The sequence below is a fragment of the Chryseobacterium sp. 1B4 genome (assembly GCF_036631475.1).
Taxonomy (GTDB): domain Bacteria; phylum Bacteroidota; class Bacteroidia; order Flavobacteriales; family Weeksellaceae; genus Chryseobacterium.
The window spans coordinates 264989-286921 of record NZ_JAPNUF010000005.1 but is presented as its reverse complement, the minus strand read 5'-3'; the positions used below and the strand labels follow the sequence as shown (position 1 = coordinate 286921).

The 21933-nt window shown below is 38.7% G+C and carries 13 protein-coding genes, 1 tRNA gene and 4 pseudogenes; all 18 read right to left on the bottom strand.

Features of this window, described 5'->3' with window-relative positions; translation table 11 throughout:
* Positions 1 to 65: 65 nt before the first annotated feature.
* The 18 genes and pseudogenes from rpoB to OWR28_RS05025 all read right to left on the bottom strand — a co-directional run bounded on the left by rpoB (position 66) and on the right by OWR28_RS05025 (position 21800).
* Positions 66 to 3886, bottom strand: a pseudogene (gene rpoB, locus OWR28_RS05115) (DNA-directed RNA polymerase subunit beta).
* Positions 3887 to 4325: 439 nt separating this feature from the next.
* Positions 4326 to 6920 carry a T9SS type A sorting domain-containing protein gene (locus OWR28_RS05110; protein WP_332385723.1) on the bottom strand — a complete coding sequence of 865 codons (2595 nt, stop codon included), beginning with the start codon at positions 6918 to 6920 and terminating at the stop codon, positions 4326 to 4328.
* A gap of 592 nt (positions 6921 to 7512) precedes the next feature.
* Positions 7513 to 8085, bottom strand: a complete 573-nt coding sequence (locus OWR28_RS05105) for a phage tail-like protein (RefSeq protein ID WP_332385722.1) — start codon at positions 8083 to 8085, stop codon at positions 7513 to 7515.
* Between the two features lie 127 nt (positions 8086 to 8212).
* Positions 8213 to 8683 (bottom strand): hypothetical protein, encoded by a 471-nt coding sequence (locus OWR28_RS05100; RefSeq protein WP_332385721.1) that lies wholly within the window; start codon positions 8681 to 8683, stop codon positions 8213 to 8215.
* 268 nt (positions 8684 to 8951) lie between these two features.
* Positions 8952 to 9320 carry a 50S ribosomal protein L7/L12 gene (gene rplL, locus OWR28_RS05095; RefSeq protein ID WP_332385720.1) on the bottom strand — a complete coding sequence of 123 codons (369 nt, stop codon included), beginning with the start codon at positions 9318 to 9320 and terminating at the stop codon, positions 8952 to 8954.
* A 46-nt stretch (positions 9321 to 9366) separates the two neighbouring features.
* The gene (gene rplJ / locus OWR28_RS05090; RefSeq protein WP_332385719.1) at positions 9367 to 9951 is read right to left on the bottom strand and encodes a 50S ribosomal protein L10; all 585 of its coding nucleotides are present in this window, start codon (positions 9949 to 9951) and stop codon (positions 9367 to 9369) included.
* A 17-nt stretch (positions 9952 to 9968) separates the two neighbouring features.
* On the bottom strand, positions 9969 to 10661 hold the full coding sequence (gene rplA, locus OWR28_RS05085) for a 50S ribosomal protein L1 (protein WP_027375532.1): 693 nt from the start codon (positions 10659 to 10661) through the stop codon (positions 9969 to 9971).
* An 11-nt stretch (positions 10662 to 10672) separates the two neighbouring features.
* Entirely contained in the window at positions 10673 to 11116 is a 444-nt protein-coding gene (gene rplK, locus OWR28_RS05080; RefSeq protein ID WP_047435399.1) for a 50S ribosomal protein L11, read from the bottom strand.
* Between the two features lie 282 nt (positions 11117 to 11398).
* Complete coding sequence (locus OWR28_RS05075) at positions 11399 to 12067, bottom strand: hypothetical protein (RefSeq protein ID WP_332385718.1); 669 nt, start codon at positions 12065 to 12067, stop codon at positions 11399 to 11401.
* A gap of 6 nt (positions 12068 to 12073) precedes the next feature.
* A complete protein-coding gene (locus OWR28_RS05070) occupies positions 12074 to 12721 on the bottom strand; it encodes a hypothetical protein (protein WP_332385717.1) in 648 nt (215 codons plus the stop codon).
* Positions 12722 to 12732: 11 nt separating this feature from the next.
* Positions 12733 to 13353: a hypothetical protein gene (locus tag OWR28_RS05065; protein WP_332385716.1), complete on the bottom strand. Its 621-nt coding sequence runs from the start codon at positions 13351 to 13353 to the stop codon at positions 12733 to 12735.
* 606 nt (positions 13354 to 13959) lie between these two features.
* On the bottom strand, positions 13960 to 14502 hold the full coding sequence (gene nusG, locus OWR28_RS05060) for a transcription termination/antitermination protein NusG (protein WP_002976412.1): 543 nt from the start codon (positions 14500 to 14502) through the stop codon (positions 13960 to 13962).
* Positions 14503 to 14522: 20 nt separating this feature from the next.
* Positions 14523 to 14729, bottom strand: a complete 207-nt coding sequence (gene secE, locus OWR28_RS05055; protein ID WP_002976410.1) for a preprotein translocase subunit SecE — start codon at positions 14727 to 14729, stop codon at positions 14523 to 14525.
* A 12-nt stretch (positions 14730 to 14741) separates the two neighbouring features.
* Positions 14742 to 14812 (bottom strand) — tRNA-Trp (locus tag OWR28_RS05050).
* 55 nt (positions 14813 to 14867) lie between these two features.
* Positions 14868 to 16054, bottom strand: a pseudogene (gene tuf / locus OWR28_RS05045) (elongation factor Tu).
* A gap of 253 nt (positions 16055 to 16307) precedes the next feature.
* A pseudogene (locus tag OWR28_RS05040) lies at positions 16308 to 19403 on the bottom strand (efflux RND transporter permease subunit).
* A 67-nt stretch (positions 19404 to 19470) separates the two neighbouring features.
* A pseudogene (locus OWR28_RS05035) lies at positions 19471 to 20555 on the bottom strand (efflux RND transporter periplasmic adaptor subunit).
* A gap of 3 nt (positions 20556 to 20558) precedes the next feature.
* Positions 20559 to 21800 carry a TolC family protein gene (locus OWR28_RS05025; RefSeq protein ID WP_332385713.1) on the bottom strand — a complete coding sequence of 414 codons (1242 nt, stop codon included), beginning with the start codon at positions 21798 to 21800 and terminating at the stop codon, positions 20559 to 20561.
* Between the last annotated feature and the right edge of the window lie 133 nt (positions 21801 to 21933).

The following is a 21933-nucleotide window of genomic DNA, read 5'->3' as shown; positions in this document are numbered from 1 at the left end:
AATTCAAGGATTATAAAATTCTTAGAGTGCCATAGTCTGACATCTTGTGTCTGACATCTGATATCTTACTCCTCCAATCTTACGTCTAATCCAAGACCTTGTAACTCGTGAAGTAATACGTTGAATGATTCCGGAATACCTGGTTCAGGCATAGATTCACCTTTCGCAATAGCTTCATAAGTTTTTGCTCTACCAATCACGTCATCCGACTTCACAGTCAGGATTTCTCTCAGGATATTAGATGCACCGAATGCTTCAAGTGCCCAAACCTCCATCTCTCCGAATCTCTGACCTCCGAACTGAGCTTTACCTCCTAACGGCTGCTGAGTAATCAATGAGTAAGGACCAATAGAACGTGCGTGCATTTTGTCATCAACCATGTGTCCCAGCTTCAGCATATAAATAACACCTACAGTTGCAGCCTGAGTAAATCTTTCTCCGGTACCACCATCATAAAGGTAAGTGTGACCGAATTTAGGAAGACCTGCCTTGTCTGTATATTCAGTAATCTGATCAAGAGTTGCCCCATCAAAGATTGGTGTAGCGAACTTCATTCCCAGTTTCTGACCAGCCCATCCAAGAACTGTTTCATAGATCTGTCCGATGTTCATACGTGAAGGTACCCCAAGTGGATTCAATACGATATCTACCGGTGTTCCGTCTTCAAGGAATGGCATATCTTCTTCACGAACGATTCTTGAAACGATACCTTTGTTACCGTGACGTCCTGCCATCTTATCTCCTACATTCAGCTTACGTTTCTTAGCGATGTAAACTTTAGCCAGCTTCATGATACCTGCCGGAAGCTCGTCTCCGATTGAAATTGCGAATTTCTCACGGTTTTTAACCCCTGGATGTCGTTGTATTTGATTTTGTAATTGTGAATCAATTGTTTGATCAATTCATTCTTGTCAGCGTCTACTGTCCAGTCTGAACCGCTAACGTTTACATAATCTTCAACTGAAGTTAATAACTTGTGAGTGAATTTCACACCTTTACCGATGATCTCTTCGTCAAGGTCATTATGTACCCCCTGAGAAGTTTTACCGCTTACCAGTGTATTTAATTTTTCAATTAAAGTATTTCTCAACTCATCAAACTTAGCCTTGTAAGTGTTTTCAATTTCTTCAAGTTTAAGTTTTTCTTCAGTTCTTTTCTTTTTGTCTTTAATATTTCTGGAGAACAATTTCTTGTTGATAACAACTCCTCTTAATGAAGAGTCAGCTTTCAATGAAGCATCCTTCACATCACCTGCTTTATCACCGAAGATTGCTCTAAGAAGTTTTTCTTCAGGAGTCGGGTCAGATTCACCTTTTGGAGTGATTTTACCAATCATGATATCTCCAGGTTTCACTTCAGCACCAATTCTGATCATACCGTTCTCGTCAAGATCTTTGGTAGCTTCTTCAGATACGTTTGGAATATCTGCTGTAAGCTCTTCCATACCTAATTTGGTATCACGAACTTCAAGGGAATATTCATCTACGTGGATTGAAGTAAACCAGTCTTCACGTACAACTTTTTCGTTGATTACGATCGCATCCTCGAAATTGTATCCTTTCCAAGGCATGAACGCTACCACTAAGTTTCTACCAAGAGCCAATTCTCCTTTTTCAGTAGCATAACCGTCACAAAGTACCTGTCCTTTTTCCACTACATCACCTACTCTTACGTTTGGTCTTAGGGTAATGGTTGTACTCTGGTTGGTTTTTCTGAACTTAGTAAGGTTGTATGTTTTCGTAGCAGACTCGAATTGTACTAAATCCTCGTCTTCACTTCTTTCATATTTAATAACGATTTTGTCAGCATCTACGTACTGTACAGTACCTGTGCCTTCAGCGTTAATTAAGATTCTTGAATCTCTTGCAACCTGCTGCTCAAGCCCTGTACCCACGATCGGAGCCTGTGGCTTCAACAGAGGAACGGCCTGACGCATCATGTTGGATCCCATCAATGCACGGTTCGCATCATCATGCTCCAGGAATGGAATCAATGAAGCGGAAATACCGGAAATCTGGTTTGGCGCTACGTCGATAAGGTCTACCTGATTAGGTTCCACTACCGGATAGTCACCATCCAATCTTGCAATAATTCTATCTGTTTCGAAATCACCGTTATCGTTCAATTCAACGTTTGCCTGAGCAATTACCTTAGCTTCTTCGTCTTCTGCATTTAAGTAAATAGGATCAGCATTAAGATCGACCTTACCGCCTTCCACTTTTCTATATGGAGTTTCGATGAAACCTAGGTTGTTGATTTTTGCATAGATCCCTAAAGATGAAATCAAACCGATGTTTGGTCCTTCCGGAGTTTCAATCGGACAGATTCTTCCGTAGTGAGTATGGTGAACGTCTCGAACCTCGAAACCTGCTCTTTCTCTTGATAAACCACCAGGTCCTAGTGCCGATAATCTTCTCTTGTGAGTGATCTCTGACAGAGGGTTGGTTTGGTCCATGAACTGAGACAGCTGGTTGGTACCGAAGAATGAGTTGATTACAGACGTTAATGTCTTAGCATTTACAAGGTCAAGCGGAGTAAAGATTTCGTTATCTCTAACGTTCATTCTTTCCTTGATTGTTCTTGCAATTCTTGAAAGACCTACACCGAACTGTCCTGCTAATTGCTCACCAACAGTTTTAATTCTTCTGTTTGATAAGTGGTCGATATCATCAACCTCAGCCTTAGAGTTTACAAGCTCGATAAGGTGTCTTACGATAGCAATGATATCTTCTTTTGTAAGAACCTCAGTTGTTGTAGGAATGTTAAGACCTAATTTTTTGTTCAGTCTGTAACGTCCCACTTCACCTAGAGAGTATCTCTGCTCAGAGAAGAATAATTTTTCAATGATTCCTCTTGCCGTTTCCTCATCTGGCGGATCTGCGTTTCTTAACTGACGATAGATGTACTCTACCGCTTCTTTTTCAGAGTTGGTAGGGTCTTTTTGTAATGTATTCTGGATGATAGAGAATTCATTGCTGTTTTCTTTGTGAATCAGGATTGATTTCACACCAGCATCCAGGATAAGATCCAAGTGTTCTTTTTCAAGGATGGTTTCTCTATCCAGGATGATCTCGTTTCTTTCGATAGAAACTACTTCCCCTGTATCTTCGTCTACGAAGTCTTCGAACCATGTGTTCAATACTCTCGCAGCCAATGTTCTCCCTTCCACTTTTTTAAGCGCAGCTTTAGAAACTTTCACTTCTTCAGCAAGGTCGAAGATCTGAAGGATATCCTTATCAGACTCATACCCGATAGCTCTTAATAAAGTTGTTAATGGTAATTTTTTCTTACGGTCGATATACGCGTACATTACGCTGTTGATATCCGTTGTAAATTCCATCCAAGATCCTTTGAAAGGAATAATTCTTGAATAGTAAAGTTTGGTTCCGTTAGCGTGGTAAGTCTGTCCGAAGAATACACCAGGTGAACGGTGAAGCTGCGTAACGATAACTCTCTCAGCACCGTTGATGATGAAAGAACCACTTGGTGTCATATAAGGAACCGGACCTAAATATACATCCTGAACCACAGTCTGGAAATCTTCGTGTTCCGGGTCAGTACAGTACAGTTTAAGTCTAGCTTTTAGAGGAACTGAATAAGTAAGTCCTCTTTCCACACACTCATCAATTGAATAACGTGGAGAATCTACCAGATAGTCTAAGAATTCTAATACGAACTGGTTTCTTGAATCCGTAATTGGGAAATTCTCTTGGAAAGTCTTGTAAAGAGCTTCTGTCTTTCTGGCTTCAGGAAGTGTATCAAGCTGGAAAAACTCTCTGAAAGATTCGATTTGGATGTCCAAAAAGTCAGGAGTGATGATTTTTCCTTTCGCTGATGAGAAATTAATTCTCGGATTTCCTTGAGTTGTTGATTTTGTTTTACTCATAAAACTTTTAAGAAAGGGTTAAAAAATATTTTGATTCATTAAAAAATATCAGAAAAGAACAAGAAACAAGGTAAAAGTAAAGGTAGAAGTGTTTTTGGCGCTCACGAAAGACCTTAGGCTCTTTCCACTTTGTACTTGGCTCTTTCTAACTGCAACACTGGTATATCTTTTCACAGCGTAATGCAAAATATTTTTCTTACTTTTGAGGCAGCATGACTGCTGTATTTATATACACGAAATCCCTTCCATGCTTTACACAATGAAAGAGCTGATTTTCAGTATTTTATAAATTTACAAACAATTTTTCGCGCCAAAAGAGGGGCAAAGATACAAAAAATTATCCACAATAACAAATAAATCATCTCATTTTGAGGCTTTTAAAATAAGAGAGGCTGCCCAATATTGAGCAACCCCTCCACAACACAAGCTAATCCTATGATTATTTCACAATAACCTTATAAGATTTTATTTTTGATTGGGTTTCTATTTTAATAATATACACTCCTGCGGGAAGTGAAGATGTATCAATACCTGTACCGGCATTAAACTTATCTGTTTTAACTGCCTGTCCCTGTGCTGAGAACAATGTATATCCTCCTTCTTCTGCTGATGAAATTCTAAGATTCTCCCCTGCTTTTACCGGATTTGGATATACTTTTACATCATTCGCCGCATCAGTAATTTCTGTTGCAGTAATTTTTGCTGCAGTATTGGCAGCTTTTAATAATGAAGCATAAGGTGAAAGCGGGGAATCAGGAGATCCTCTCTTCACCAGATCTGTATCTACAACGGCCTGGATACCATCTTTATCTTTATCATCAATAGTAGAAATGAATCCACCACCTAAAGTATCAAGATTTCCTTTTCCGATCTGATAAAGATCCAGGTCTGAGCCATTGGAGGTAATGTCCAGGAAGTCCGGTTTATCATCTCCATCTGTATTTTTGATCGGATACTTCAATACTCCTGAGTCAGGCGAAGTTTCCAGAATGTCTGCAATTCCGTTTTTACCCACCGGAACACCGGCATCAATCACTCCATTATGGTCTGCATCAATCTGATTAATAACAGATGTAGGAATTCCTGATTCGAATAAATCCAAAATACCATCATTATCAGAGTCAAGATCAAGATAATTCGGAACCGAATCTCCCAGTACAGGAGTTAAAAGAATATCCCCTTCATTATCATCATCCTGGAACTTCCCGTTTTTATCAAAATCTTCCACGGCATCCGGAATTCCGTCATTATCAGAATCCTGATCACAGGCATCTACGATACCATCGCCATCCGTATCCAACGCCGGCGATTTGTCATTTACCGCTGTACATCCTTCTGCACAGTCAGGAATACCATTTCCGTTATTATCTATGTTGTCATCACCGCCGTTACATTGGTCGAAACAATTGGGAACCCCATCATTATCATCATCCCTGCTTGCAAAAGCATTGTAGATATAATAGTTTTGAGGAATACGAATTGCCGTTCCGCTGTTGAAAGTAATCTTAATACGGTTAAAAGGTTTTGTCGCTTTTCCTCCCACATAGAATTTATTAGAGTTTGTTGTGAAAAAATTTCCGCTGATAAGACTTCCTGAGCTTGTAAAAGTATCTGTCAGTATATTTCCGTTGTACAATGTCACGGTAATATTCTCCAGAACACTTACCCCAAGAAGGTTTCCTGCTTTTTCTACAGTGAAACCGGCCATTGTGTTGGCAGGAAGTACAGTATTGCTGCTTACTGTTGCAAACGCTGAGAAAATACTCAGAATAGATGCAGCAGGAACGGTAGCGGTGGCATAATTGGAAGGATTATTATCCACAATAGCCTCCGGATTGGTCATTTTAGCTAAAATAAGCCCGAGAAATCCCGGCCCCGATGTCCATGAAGCACCAGTGACCAAATTTCCGGGAACTGACGAGCCGCTTGTCTGTATCTTATCATCACATTCACAAGAAACCGGTTCTTCAAAAGCGTAGTATACTTTTAATGCTCCCAAATTAAATCCTACCGTTTGGGTAACTTTTAATCTTACTTCGTTAAAAGGTTTGGTTGTTGTTAAAGCTACCTTTTGTTTCCCTGAGCCATATCCCAGTACTTTAATATTAATCAGGCCTCCACCGTCAGACAGCTGTTTTGAGTCCTGCAGCTGTCCATACAGATAGGTCTCAATGGTAATATTCTTTAAAAACTCAGCGCTTAAAAGCTTCCCCTGGTCATCCGGCTCAATTACAAATCCGGCTTTGTTGCCTGCAGGATATACCTGGTTTTTATCAAGAACTCCCACTGAATAAGATCCCAGTAATCCGACAGGAAGAACGATTGATCCGTAAGAACTTTTATTTCCATCCCCAATTCTTTCTTTATTCTGAACATAGGAAAGCGGAGCCAGGAAACTGCTGCTTCCGGATACATTACCATCCACACCACTTCCTGCAATGATATCATCACAAATACCATTATTGTCTGTCGGAACCTTTGCAGGATCAAATGCAAATGCATAGTAAACATTCATTGCACTGAACACGGAAAGAACATTAGTCTGATACAGCCTTACTTCATCAAATTCCTTTGATGTTTTAAAATGCAGGAAAATCCTGTTTTTGCTTCCACCGAATGCAGGAACTGATAAAAGTGTACTGCTGGTAGTGGTTTCCTGCAAAACTCCATTTTTATAAGTACTGATTCTCAATGAGCTTAAAAGATCAACAGTAATAAAACTTGTTCCAAGGTCTACATTGAAACCGGTGATGTATCCTGCAGGGTAAGTTGTATTCTTATTTTTTACAGATATTCCGTTTCCACTTAACAAGGAAGCAAAATTTCCCATACTCACGCTGTTATCCAGGCTGGCATCTACCACCGGATTCATACTTCCGTTATAACATGCAAGACAGATCCCTGAGTTATTGACAGGTTTTGCCTCCACGCCCATCCCGCGGATCGGCTCATAACCTTGCTGCGCAAATAATACTACAGACATCACTAAGGTCATGAGCATAACAGCAGATTTATCGAATAATTTTCTGGTCATTTCTATTTTTTTAAGGTTTGTGTGTTTTTTTAATTAATAAAGAGCTTTCCAGTTAGTCCCGTTACAGCCTTCATGTACTTTTGATGTAGTATTATACCGGATTGCCCCTTCTTCAGCCGCTGAACAGGCTGCATTGGCACCGGATGCAATCCCTTTTATCTGAATAGCAGCCCCGTAGAAGTAGCAGCAGTAGGGATCATATTGATACCTAAAATGGTATCTGTCCCGTTACTTTTGTTGAAGAAAACATGCTGTTTATTGGCATAAACCATCTGCCCTGCAGCTGCCTGACCTGAGAACCCTATTGCAAAAGCCTCTGTACCGGTAGCTGTATTGGCAGAACCTACAGCAATATTATTTAAAGAGGTTGTATTTCCGCTTCCGATAGCTATTCCTCCACTGTTGTTATGATTATTACCTACTGTAAGCCCAGTAAGTCCTGTTACCGTATTCAGGTTCCCAAAAACTAAATTATTAGGTCCTGTAGCAGTATTGGTATTTCCAATTACTTTAGCTCCATTACTGGCCGTGTTTCCCAGTCCGATAGCTACAGCAGGAAAGTTTCCCTGTGCAGAAACCGTATTATCCTTTCCTAATGCAATATTCGAAGATGAACTGTTAGTAAGTATATTATTGGAGCCCCATGTAAACGATGCGTAAGGACCAGTTGCAGAATTGGCATTTCCTCCTGCAATGTTCCGTTAATATCTAATATGCCTTTTACATTCTTCTGAGTGGCCAAAACCAGATTCTGACCATCATTTGTTCCCAGATAGTTTCCGGTCCCAATATTGGTTCCTAAAGCAGCCGATGCAGCTGTTGTTCCGGAATTCCCAACTGTACGCCAGCTTCCGCCTAGACTTAACCATTTTGTACCGTCAAAATAATAATAACCTGATGCAAGTACTTCTGCTGTCTGTCCGGTAGGTGCGCTTTCTGCTGCAGTAACATATACTATTGCGCCAGTTTGAGCTGCAGTATAATTTTTGGCTTTTAATTCTGTACCCGTAATCCTGGGAGCAATCAGTCCGTCAAGTTTACTTGTATTGGAAGGTGATCCTACTATATCAAAAGTAGCTTGCGGCAAAGATGTATTAATCCCTAGCTGTGCGTTAATTGATAAACCAGCAGATAAAAGAGCTAATGTGAATAATTTGTTTTTCATTTCAAATGATATTTATGTTTTTATGTATGTGTTTTTTCAGGAAGTAAAATTCTCAGGTGTTTTCATCTGATAATAAATGAAATCATGACTATTCTTATGATGAAAACGCTAAAAATTTGTTACAGAATTAGTGCTTAAGCGTGGAGACCAGCTTATCAGGAATTTTAATAATAAATTTAAACCCGTCTATAAGTTTAACGGAATTGATATGAAACTTTGCAGCCTTTTTAAAGGTGAAAAAAGTATTTCCTTTGTGGAAAAGATATGAATATATCAGGTTATAGTTATTGACAACAGTCCTTATATCTTTAAGAAATAAAATCCTGATATAAATATCGTTAGAGAAATTATGCTGTGAGCCAATGTATAATGAATTGGCCGAATTCTGATCAGCAGATTGATGCAAAACCGAGCCATCTGCCCAATGACGAACCGAAGTACCAGCCAGGCACCGTTGAGTCTGTATATCTGCACAATAAGGTAATACATTTTTACTCATCGTTACAGGTATAAACTTCGCATTTAGTTTTCCCACAGCCACCAGCAGCAGCAGAAGTGCTATCTTATGACTATAAGAAAGAAAATAATTTCTATCCAAGTATATGTGTTTTTCGATACAAATATAATATTTTTTCAAACAATAATTATTTTTATTAATAAAAATTTACACAAAATAAACAATATATACACAAACAATAAAATAACCCATTATTTTTTATAAAATATTCAATCATAACAAAATATAGCAAAACAGGAATTAATAATATTTAAATACAATTACAAATTAAAATACAGATTTACAATAGTTTACAACAAAAAAGCCCGGGCAATATGCCCGGGCTTCTATATTTATAATAAAATTGAAATTATTTCAATTCTACTTCAGCACCAGCTTCTTCTAATTGCTTCTTAAGAGCTTCAGCTTCGTCTTTAGATACACCAGTTTTGATTGGAGCTGGAGCACCGTCTACGATATCTTTAGCTTCTTTAAGACCAGCACCTGTTAAATCTTTTACTAATTTAACGATAGCTAATTTAGAAGCACCTGCAGACTTAAGAATTACGTCGAATTCAGTCTTTTCTTCAGCAGCATCACCTGCACCACCTGCAGCAACAACTACAGCAGCAGCAGCTGGCTCAATTCCGTACTCATCCTTAAGGATAGCAGCTAATTCGTTTACGTCTTTTACAGTTAGGTTTACTAGCGTTTCAGCTAAATTTTTTAAATCTGACATTGTTGTAATGTTTTTGTTGATTATTTATTTAATTTTTTGAGTGTAATTATTCAGCACTAGTTTCTTCAGTGCTTTCTGCAGCAGCTTCTGGAGCTTCAGCAGGAGTTTCTTCTACCGCAGGAGCAGCTTCTTCAGCTTTAGCTTCTACAGTTTCAGGTTTGTTTTGAAGAGCAGAAACAACTCTCTGGATTGGAGACTGAAGTAATCCGATGATTTCACCGATCATTTCTTCTCTAGACTTGATGTTAGCCAACATGTCTAGGTTATTGTCACCAACGTAGAAAGTTTCCTGAACGAAAGCAGACTTCAAAGCCGGCTTTTCTTCTTTCTTTCTGAATCCTTGGATCAGTTTCGCAGGAGCGTTTGCTGTATCAGCAATCATTAACGCTGAGTTTCCTTTGAAAGATGGGAACATTTCAGAGTAATCTACTCCTTCAATCTGCTCCATTGCTTTTTGTAAAAGTGTATTTTTTACAACTTTTACTTTGATATTTTGTTTGAAAGCCTGTCTTCTGAAATCTGAAGATTTACCAGCGTTCAAACCTTCTAAATCTGCTACGTATACTACTTTTGCATCCTGAAGCAAATCTTTGATCTCTTGTATTGCTACAACTTTTTGGTCTTTTGTCATTGTTTTAGGATTAAATATTAGTTAACAGATTTAGTATCAATTGCAATACCCGGGCTCATTGTAGAAGATAAATAAATGCTCTTCACATAAGTTCCTTTAGCAGCAGTTGGCTTCATTTTGATCAATGTCTGGATTAACTCCTGAGCATTTTCCTTGATCTTAGCAGCATCGAAAGATACTTTACCAATACCAGCATGGATGATACCATACTTATCTACTTTGAAATCAATTTTACCTGCTTTTACTTCAGCTACTGCTTTACCAATTTCCATTGTTACAGTTCCTGATTTAGGGTTTGGCATTAAACCTCTTGGACCTAATACTCTACCTAATGGACCTAATTTACCCATTACAGCTGGCATAGTAACGATAACGTCAACATCTGTCCAACCTTCTTTGATTTTTTGTAAATATTCGTCAAGACCTACATAGTCAGCACCAGCAGCTTTAGCTTCTGCTTCTTTATCCGGAGTTACAAGAGCTAATACTTTAACATCTTTACCAGTTCCGTGAGGAAGAGATACAACACCTCTTACCATTTGGTTTGCTTTTCTAGGGTCTACACCTAATCTTACAGCGATATCTACTGAAGCATCAAACTTTGTAGTGTTCACTTCTTTTACAAGAGCTGAACCTTCTTCAAGGTTATAGATTCTTCCTTTTTCTACTTTGCTTAAAGCTTCCTTTTGCTTTTTAGTTAATTTTGCCATTTCTTTAAGTTTTAAGCGTTAGTTGGTTTAGTTCCTGTTACTCTTAATCCCATAGATCTGGCAGTACCTGCAACCATAGAAAGAGCAGAGTCCATTGTAAAACAGTTAAGATCCGCCATTTTATCTTCAGCGATTTTCTTTACTTGTTCCCAAGTTACAGAACCTACTTTGTTTCTGTTTGGTTCACCAGAACCTCCCTTGATCTTAGCTGCATCCATTAGCTGGATTGCTGCAGGTGGAGTTTTAATAACGAATTCAAAAGATTTGTCTTCGTATACTGTAATTACTACAGGTAAAACTTGCCCTGGCTTATCTTGGGTTCTTCCGTTAAATTGCTTACAAAACTCCATGATGTTCACACCTGCAGAACCCAATGCTGGACCTACTGGTGGAGAAGGGTTAGCTGCGCCACCTTTCACCTGAAGCTTTACCATTTTAAAGACTTTCTTAGCCATTGTTTGTTTTTTAAATTTGAATAATTAATGAGTTTGGAAGCATTTATTATTCAGCAGGTTATCGTACTCACCTATGACAAACCTACTTTTTGGACTGCAAAATTATAAAATATTTTTGAAATAGCAAATGGAAATTACTGATTTTTAAAAAGTTTTATAAAATACTTGTTATCCTGTGGGAATAAATTCTTTAAGTATTTTAAAATTATCCGAGCAACAAAAATAAAAACGGCTATTTACTTTTTAAATAGCCGTTTCATATATTCTGACAGAGAAAATCTGTTAAAAGCCAGAAGGTTTGGTAATGGTTTGGGTAGAACCGTCATTTCCTCCCAGATCAGCATTGATATCGTTGATATTTTGTTTTTCAATTAATCTTTTATATGCCATCAGATACAGATCAACAGTAAAGTTGTTGTAAGTTCTTGAGGGAGTGGAAGCATTCATCGCAATAATTCTGCTGTCTGTAAACTTTGCTCTGATATGCCATGTGCCGTTACTTTTGAATGCAACAACATTAGGGGATCCCTGTTTGTTATCATTAATACCGTTGTCTCCATAATCAAGCATTACACTGGTAGTTCCGTCATTCAGCTTGAATGAATAATTATGAAGTACAACAAGAAAATTGTTGGCATCTATCTTTGTGTCATAATCTTCAATTCCTGTACCTGGCACTCCGGTAAGGGTAAGTTTAAGGTAATTAAACAGTCCACTGCTTTCCAAAGCCGGGTCATACAGCTGCAAGGCATTTTCTGAAGTTGCCAGAAAACTCCCTCCAGACATGGTAGGTTCACCCGGATTTCTCAGATATAAAGTATTGGTATATGTTTTACCATTAACATCAAGTGTTTCTGTAGGATTGGCTGTATTTATTCCTACCTTCCCCTGCTGGGCATTCATAAACAGTCCCAGGCACATGATTATTGTGATATAAATTTTTCTTTTCATAACTTTTTATTGAAGTCCTAAAGGTGTGTTGGTGGAAACTCCTGAGTAGCCAGGCGAAGCTGATGCTGAAACAGAACCGTTGAAAGTTCCCCAGTCTTTAACTAATGATTTTTCAAAAACATTTAAAGTAAACGTCCACGTACCGTTTTGAGATGAAACAGTTCCGGCTCCTTTAAAAGCTAAATTAATGGCATGGTAGTTTTTGCCTCCACTGGTTACCTGAGTAATTTCTGTGGAATAAGATCCATACGATTTGGGATTTGTCGTCATATTTGCTGCAGAAACCGCTTCTGTAAAAACAGCACCTGTAATAGCCACAACATATTTACTTGCATCCAATCCTGTATTGAGATTCACTACTTCATCCTGTCTCACATTTTTCAATACCAGATTATACATATTTACAGGCGCTACATTACGAAGCGATATATCCAGCAGCTTAACTTTACCTACCGGTGAACTGTCTTTTGAACGGGTAAGAAGAAGGTAGTTTCCTGCCGCCTTCGTATTTTCCGTATCTATTAAATAGGACTCTACCAGTGTTTCCCCTTCCACATCAAGAGTTCCTTTCGGTGTTGTTGTATTGATTCCTACTTGGGCACGTATGCTTAATGCAGCAAAACCCATAAAGAGTACCGCAATAGTTTTTTTCATAATTTATGTTTTTATTGAATTAATGGTGCTGCTGCAGCACCTGTTCCTGAAGCATTAAGGTTTTGGGTAGAATTGAAATCCTTGGCATATGATCTGTCAAATACCAACAGATTCAGTGTCCAAACCCCTGTAGGAAGTGATGAATCCGGCGAGAATCCATGATAGTCTGCCTTAAGCTTCCATGTCCCTCCCGATGAATAGGCAAAAATCTGAGGTACGGGAGTAAGCCAGTTGGCAGAAAACGTTCTTGTAGGCTGTGTAAAACCAAAAGAAGAAATGACCACCAGAAATTTTTTAGAATTGATTTTTGTATCAAACTGATTCACCCAATCCTTGTCTGCAGGATCACACGTAATCTTGAACTGAATAAGGTTAATGGGAGCCGGTGAATTAGGTACAAAAGAATCATTGTACGCTGTAATTTTGTTTTCAGGAGCCGGAGATTTGATAATGAAAGTGTAGTTCTCATCCGCTTTCAGTTTTTCCATAGGCTGCTTGAAAACAATTCCTGATGTCTTCATCGTACCGTTTACGGTAAGTTCCTTTTCCGGTGTCGCAGTATTGATACCAACCTGCGCACTCGTGAGCACAGATGCACTCACCAAAGTGATCATCGAAATAATTTTTGTCATTGGGTTATGTGTTTATATAAGACTTGTGTTTTTAACCAGCCCATTTTTTATATTTCTTGCTTAAAAACATGAAATTTCACTACAACTGTAATCAGTGTATGAAATAAAAAATATAAAATTAATGGATTAGTTAACACCTTGGCTGCAAGAAACATGCCATCCGAAATTAAACTAAACAATCTGAAAATGATCTCCGCTGAAAAAACAAATATGATCACCTAACAGTGATTAAACCATTAAGGCAAACGGTTCTTTACAAGGAGCTAACAGATTTCTGAATTTAAAACATTGTTAAAATAATCTTAATAAACTTAAAAAAACTCTAACAATAGGGAGAAATTATGGAAATTAAATACCTATATTTTATTATGAGTTAATAGAATTTTGAGTTCAATCTTAAAAGCCGTAGAGATTAGAATATTTAAGCAAAGGATTCCATTTGCTGTATTCTATTTTCAGGAAGCCAAGACTGGTAACCTCATATGACTTTTAAGTGTGCAGATCTCGTAACGCTTAAACTTAACTGAATGTTGCAGAAATGCCAGAAAGCCATCAATGAAAAAAGACCGCTTAATAGCAGTCTTTTTTATATTTTATAAAATAATATTATACTTTTTCTACTTGCATGTAGCTTAGTTCCATTGGAGTTTTTCTACCGAAGATCAATACAGAAACTTCAATTTTCTTTTTGTCCTCAAGAATTTTCTCCACTGTACCATTGAATCCGTTGAAAGGTCCATCGATTACTTTAACGTTTTCACCTACTACGTAAGGGATTTCAACATCACTTGCAAATTCAGAAAGTTCATCCATTCTTCCAAGCATTCTGTTAACCTCTGACTTTCTCATTGGAACAGGATCACCTCCTTTTGTTAAGCTTAAGAAAGAAATAACTCCAGGGATATTCTTGATAACGTGAGGAATTTCTCCCATCAGATCAGCTTCGATCATTAAGTAGCCAGGATAGTAAGGTCTTTCTTTAGGAACTTTTTTACCGTTTCTAATCTGGATCACCTTTTCCATAGGAATAACCACTTGAGTAACGTACTGCTCAAACCCTAGACGTTTGATTTCTGTCTCAATATAGTTTTTCACTTTATTTTCCTGTCCGCTGATAGCTTTCAGCACATACCATTTCAATTCGCTCATTATGGGAAAATACTTTTTTGTTAATTAAACAAGTTGATTAACATTCCTATTATGTTGCTGATTGCTTTTGAAAACAATTCATCAACTCCAAAGGTAAATAAAGCCAGAATCACTGTCGCAATAGTCACTACAATTGTAGAAGACTGAAGGTCAGCCCATTTTGGCCATTCAACTTTATGTCTGAATTCGTTATAAGAACCTTTTAAAAAATCGACAAATGAACTCATAATTTATATTTGCACGGGCACAAGGATTCGAACCCTGATCAACGGTTTTGGAGACCGGTATCCTACCATTGGACGATGCCCGTAGTTAAAAAGCTTCCGTAAAGAGATTCCTTACGGAAGCTTTTATATTTTAAGATATTAATCTAAGATTTCAGTAACCTGACCAGCACCAACTGTTCTACCTCCTTCTCTGATCGCGAATCTAAGACCCTCGTTAAGAGCGATTGGTTGTAACAATTCTACAGTGATCGTTAAGTTATCACCAGGCATTACCATTTCTACACCTTCTGGTAAGAAGATTTCACCTGTAACGTCAGTAGTTCTTACGTAGAACTGAGGACGGTATTTGTTGTGGAATGGAGTGTGACGTCCACCTTCTTCTTTAGAAAGGATATAAACCTCAGCTTTGAATTTTTTGTGTGGTTTAACAGAATCTTTCTTAGCGATAACCATACCTCTCTTGATGTCAGTTTTTTCAATACCTCTCAACAATAGACCTACGTTATCACCAGCTTCACCTCTGTCTAGGATTTTTCTGAACATCTCAACCCCTGTAATTGTAGAAGTTAATTTTTCATCACCCATACCAACGATATCAACCGGATCACCAGTGTTGATAACACCAGACTCGATTCTACCAGTTGCTACAGTACCTCTACCTGTAATAGAGAATACGTCTTCGATTGGCATCAAGAATGGCTTATCCTGATCTCTTACCGGCTGCTCGATCCAAGTATCAACAGCATCCATTAATTCTTCTACAGTTTTAACCCACTTCTCGTCTCCGTTAAGAGCACCAAGAGCAGATCCCTGGATTACTGGAGAGTTATCTCCGTCATATTCGTAAGTAGATAATAAATCTCTAAGTTCAAGTTCAACAAGCTCTAAAAGCTCAGCATCATCCACCATATCAACTTTGTTCATGAAAACAACGATTCTTGGTACGTTTACCTGACGGCAAAGTAGGATGTGCTCTCTAGTTTGAGGCATTGGTCCATCAGTTGCAGCACATACTAAGATTGCTCCATCCATCTGAGCAGCACCAGTTACCATGTTCTTAACGTAGTCAGCGTGACCTGGACAGTCAACGTGTGCATAGTGTCTGTTTTCAGTTTCGTACTCGATGTGAGCTGTATTAATAGTGATACCTCTTTCTTTTTCTTCTGGAGCAGAGTCAATAGCAGAGAAGTCTTTTTCTCAGCAAGACCTTTGTTAGCTAATACACTACTGATAGCTGCAGTAAGTGTAGTTTTACCATGGTCAACGTGACCAATAGTACCAATGTTCAAGTGTGGTTTGTTACGATTAAACGTTTCCTTTGCCATGATTTAAAATTATTTATTTATTGTTTTTCAAATTTTCGGTGTGCAAATATAATGAATTTTTAAATACCAAAAACTTTTTATTAAAAAAACTTTCAATATTCTCATCCAGTGAAGGACAAACCTTATATTTTAACGTATTGAGACTGCAAATTTACACATTTTTCCGGATTGAAAAAAACTTTCTGAAACCTTTTACCAAAAAGCCTGAAATACAGAATATTCCAGGCTCAATTAATATAAATGAAAGATAAGATCAGATTTGGCTGAGTTTTTTGGTTCTGTTGAAAATCCAGAAAATAATTGGGAAAATAAGCAGGGTAAGCACGGTTGCTGTAATTAATCCTCCAATAATAACAATGGCCAGGGGTTTCTGGGATTCTGAACCGATCCCTGTAGACAATGCCGCCGGCATAAGCCCGATAGAAGCCATAAGCGCGGTCATAATCACCGGTCTTGTTCTGGATTTCACTCCATTTAAAATAGCAGTCTCTATATCAAGGCCATTTTTAACATTCTGGTGGAATTCTGTGATAAGAATGACTCCGTTCTGGATACAGATTCCCAAAAGAGCAATCATTCCTACTCCGGCAGAGATTCCAAAATTGATTCCCGTAACATGCAAGGCGATAATTCCCCCTATTAAAGCAAAAGGCACATTGGCCAATACCAGAAGAGAGTCCTTCATATTTCCAAACAGGATAAACAGCAGGAAGAAGATCATAAGAATACTCACCGGCACCACCTGGGCGAGCCTGTGAGAGGCGCGCTGCTGATTTTCAAACTGACCGGTCCATCCTACGGAATAGCCATCCGGCAGCTCAATTGCTGCTACTTTTTCTGGGCATCAGCAATGGTACTTCCCAGGTCCCTGTCGCGGATTGAGAACTTAACCCCAATATAACGTTTGATATTATCCCTGTAAATAAATGCAGCTCCGTTATCTTTAACAATCGTACTTATTTCCTTTAAAGGGATCTTTGCTCCATCCTGGGTAGGAACCATCAAAGCAGCAATGTCATTTTCATTGGTTCTGTATTCCTGCGAATACCGGAGACGGATCGGAAATTTTCTTTCACCGTCAAACATTTCCGAAGCAGTTTTACCACCAAAAGCCATTTCCAGCACAGCCTGTGCGTCTGCCGGCATTACTCCGTAAGCTGCCATTTTATCTCTGTCCAAAACAACACTTACTTCCGGCTGGCCGATATTTTTAATAATCCCGGGATCTTTTACGCCGTCCACATCTTTGATTTTCAATAAAACTTCATGGGCCAGTTTATCCAGTGTTTCCAGGTTATCACCATAGATTTTAATTCCGTTTTCTGCTTTAAAGCCTGCCACTGCTTCTGCCACGTTATCTGAAATAGGCTGGGAATAATTGAAGGTAATTCCCTGATAGCTTCTGAGTTTTTTGTCAATTTCATTAATCAGCTCATCGTAAGTAATTTTACGCTTCCATTCTTCTCTTGGTTTGAGATTCACTGCGAACTGTACAAATCCGAATCCGTTGGGATCCGTTCCATCGTTACTTCTTCCGGTCTGGGCAAGCACATCCGTTACCTCAGAGAAGCTCATAATGTCTTTTTTAGAAGGTCTGCCGTTTTCAGAGATTCTTTCAGTGAGGAGCTCATCGGCATTTCAGCAGTGATCCAGAGTGAGCCTTCATTCAACTGAGGTAAGAATTCTGTTCCAAGGAATTTTCCGGAAAACAGGGTAACTGCCAGGAAGGAGACCGCTACGATCATACTGATTTTTTTATGTTTAAATGTGAAATTAAAGCCTTTCAAAACGATTCTGTCCCAGAAGTTAACAAAGGGATTATTTTTTCCTTCACATTTTTATTCAAAAGGATATGGGAAAGAACAGGAACCAGAGTTAAAGTAAATATCAGTGCTCCCATTAATGCAAACCCAAGTGTGAATGCCAGCGGAGAGAACATTTTTCCTTCCACTTTCTGGAATGAGAAAATAGGAATCAGAGAGGTAATGATGATTAATTTTGAAAAGAAGATGGCTTTTCCCAATCCGGTACCGGTCTGCTTGATCCAGCCTCCTTTTGCCAGTTTATTGAATTTCTCGGTTCCGTACCGGTGTGCTTTATGATCGAGCATCACAAAGAGACCTTCCACCATGACGACGGCTCCGTCTATAATAATCCCGAAATCTACTGCTCCTAACGAAAGGAGGTTTGCACTCATACCAGCCAGTTTTAAGCATAAAAATGCAAACAACAGAGATAAAGGGATGATGATGGAAACAATAAGTGTTGTTCTCCAGTCGGCCATAAAAATTAAAACAATTACCGTTACCAGTACAATTCCTTCAATAAGGTTATGCATTACGGTATGGGTGGTAAAGTCCATCAAATTGTCGCGGTCATAGAAAGTGACCATTTTAACATCTTTGGGAAGGATTTTTTCGTTAAGCTCTTTGATTTTAGCTTTTACTCCTACCAGGACTTCTCTGGGATTCTCTCCTTTTCTCATCACAACAATTCCTTCCACCGTATCATCATGATGATTCAGTGCAGCCTGTCCTACCCTTGGCATAGAGCTTTCATGAACATCTGCTACATTTTTTACCAGCACAGGGTTTCCACTGTCATTCTGGATAGTGATATTGCCAATGTCCGCAACTGATTTTACCAAACCGATTCCTCTTACCACATAAGCCTGCCCGTTCTTTTCAATAACATCACCGCCTACATTCAGGTTACTCTTGGTAACGGCATCATATACCTGAAGCGGAGTCAGATTATATTTATCCAATGCTCTGGGGTCAATGCTCAGCTCAAAAACTTTATCCTGTCCGCCGAAGACATTGATATCAGCAACACCGGGTACTCCTCTTAAAGCACGGTCTATCACCCAATTCTGCAGGGTGAGCAACGCCCGGGAATCTTTTGTTTTACTTTCCAGCGTATATCGGAAAATCTCCCCGGTTGGCCCGTAGGGTGGCTGTACTTCGGGATCTACCTCATCAGGAAGGCTAATGGTTCTTAACTGGTTATTGACCTGATTTCTGGCAAAAGTATCATCCACCCCGTCGTCAAACAGAATTTTAACAATAGAAAGTCCGAACATGGTGGTACTTCTCACACTTGTTTTCTTCTGAACCGGGCTCATCGCCAATTCGATGGGTGTGGTGACAAAGCGTTCTACTTCTTCTGCACTGCGCCCATTCCATTGGGTAATGATTACGATCTGGGTATTGGTTACATCCGGAAAAGCTTCAATAGGCATATTTTTGAAACTTATAAATCCGGAGATGGCCAAAATGGCTACCCAGATAAAGGTAAACGCTTTATTTTTTAATGAAAAAGCAATTATATTTTTTATGAATTTATTCATGACAGATACATTGATGACCTAAAAAAGCCGTTAAAAAAAATGTAGCATTCTTAAGGGTTTCATAAGATTAGCTGTTCAGCGAGCGGTATATCAGCAGCTGGTTGTTGGTAATTACTTCTTCTCCTTCTTTCAGTCCGTCGGAAACATAAGTGACATCACCTACCTGTTTCAATACTTTGATTTCTCTGATCTTCACATCCGTTCTGGATTTAAAAATCACAACAAAGCTTTTATTGTCATCAAAGATTACGGCTTTGGAAGGAACCGTTAAGGTTGTATTACTTTCCAGGCTGGAAACTTTTATCGTTGCTTTACTGTCCGGAATCAGAAGTCCGTTGGCATTATCCAGGACTACCCTTGCCTGCATGGCATTGGTCTGCGGATCAATAATCCTGAATATTTTATCAATTTTACCATCAAAAACTTTATCCGGATAAGAAAGGGTAGAAACCTGGGCTTTCATTCCAAGGCTGATCTTATCAATGTCAGACTCATTGACATTCATAATGGCCCATACATTGGTGGTGTTGGCAACGTCAAAAATATTATCGCTCCTATCACTTCTCAGCTGCATATCTTTATTGATACTTTTCTGGACAATATAGCCACTGATAGGTGCTACTACGCTGTATATATTTCCGGTTTTCACATTATAAACCGTACTCACTGCTGTTGCTCTCTGCAATTGATCTTCGGCTTTTTGCAGCTGGCTTTTGGCTTCCAGAACATCTCTTTCGGTATTCAGTTTTCCTTCGTAGAGTTCTTTGGCAACACGAAGGTTATTTTTTGCCACTACCAGATCGGTTTTCGAATCACTTACATCTTTCTGGATTTCTGCAAGCTCAGTACTCCTGATGGTTGCCAGTACCTGTCCTTTCTTCACATAGTCTCCCAGCTCCACATTGACACTCATCACGTTCCCTCCAACCAATGGGTAAACGTCTATATAACTGTTTTTGTCTGCAGAGATTTTACCGTAAAAGCTGTATTCATCTTCTATATTCTTTTTTCTACTTTGGCTAAGGAAATAGAATTCAACATGGTGTTGCTCAGTTCAAATCCTTTTTTGGCATGACTGGTTTTCTCTTCTTCTTTTTTTGAACAGGCCGCTAACGAAAGGACCATCAATACGGGAATAATATATGTTTTCATGATTTAATAGAAGATTTTCGTTTGTACTAGTTGATTAAGCTGTTCTGCGGACTGCATGATCTCATTTTTCATATCATAAATCTGAAGGGCTGTTTCCCTGTAGCTGTCCATAAAATCTGTGAACTCAATCAGATTCACATTTCCTTTTCTGAAATTGTTCAGCATTCCGTTGTAGACAAGCTCCATATTCTGCAGATCTGTAGTTTTCACATCCTGAAGCTGGTCATACTGAGCTTTCCAGGTCTTATAGGCAGACTGTACTTTGGTTTCAAGAGTGAGTTTCTGAAAATCAGCATTTTTCTGATTCTGCTGAACAGCATAATTAGCTTTTTCCACATTACCCTGGTTCGCTTTCCATAAAGGCAATGGAATTCCAAAAGTCAGATTCGCTTCATTATTAAAGGTTCCTCCCGCCTGATCCCATGCAGCACCTACTGTGACATCCGGTACATTCAAAGATTTCTGCCACTGCGCATACAGCTTACTGTTATCAATAAGTTTCAGATTATACCGGTAATCGGCATTATTCTCGAGGGCTTTACTTTTAAGCTCTTCTTCATCACCAAAAGGCTGTGCAGCCAAGGCTTCTTTAGCTTCTGCCTCAGACATTGTCGGTTCTATATCCTCTGAAACCCCCGTTAAAACTTTTAAATTCTGTTCAAAATCCAGAATATTTTTATTAATCTCCAGTTTATCATGATTCAGCTGGATTACAATACTCTGCAGCCTTACAGCATCTTTGAGGGAAACGTTTCCTTTTGCTGACTGTACACGATAAGCATTTAAAAGCTCATTCATATACCCTAACTGCCTGTTGGTATTTTCAAGTTTTAGCTTTTCGTAGTAAAGATTAAAATAAGCAGAACGGAGTTGGGCTCTCAGGTCGGCAAGCAGTTGGGAAAACTGAAGCTGCGCCAGTTCTTTATTGGATTTGGCAAAAGCGATTTCATTTTTCTTTTTACCACCCATATAAATCAATTGTGTAACTCCTGCTCCTTTTGAGTGTCCGACATCAAAAAACTTTTTATCCTGAGGATTATAGGCATTGAACTGCCCGCTTAACTGAGGTAATTCCCAGATTTTAGCCTGCAGAATATCCGCATCAGCCATATTGATGTTATATTGTTCGGCGAGCAGCTGGAGGTTGTTCTTCTGAAAAGCTTCTTCGCATTCCAAAAGAGACATCTGCTGTTGTGCCGCCATGAATGAGGAAACGGCAAGGCACAGCACTGCAATTCTGTTCATTATTTTTCTTTTTAAATTACAAAATTGCTTTGATGCGATTAAAAGAAACTTAAATGACGCTTAAAAAATATTAAAATAGCCTTAAACAGGCTGTTTTATGAAAGCTTAACGGATAAAAAAGAAATCTTTTTTC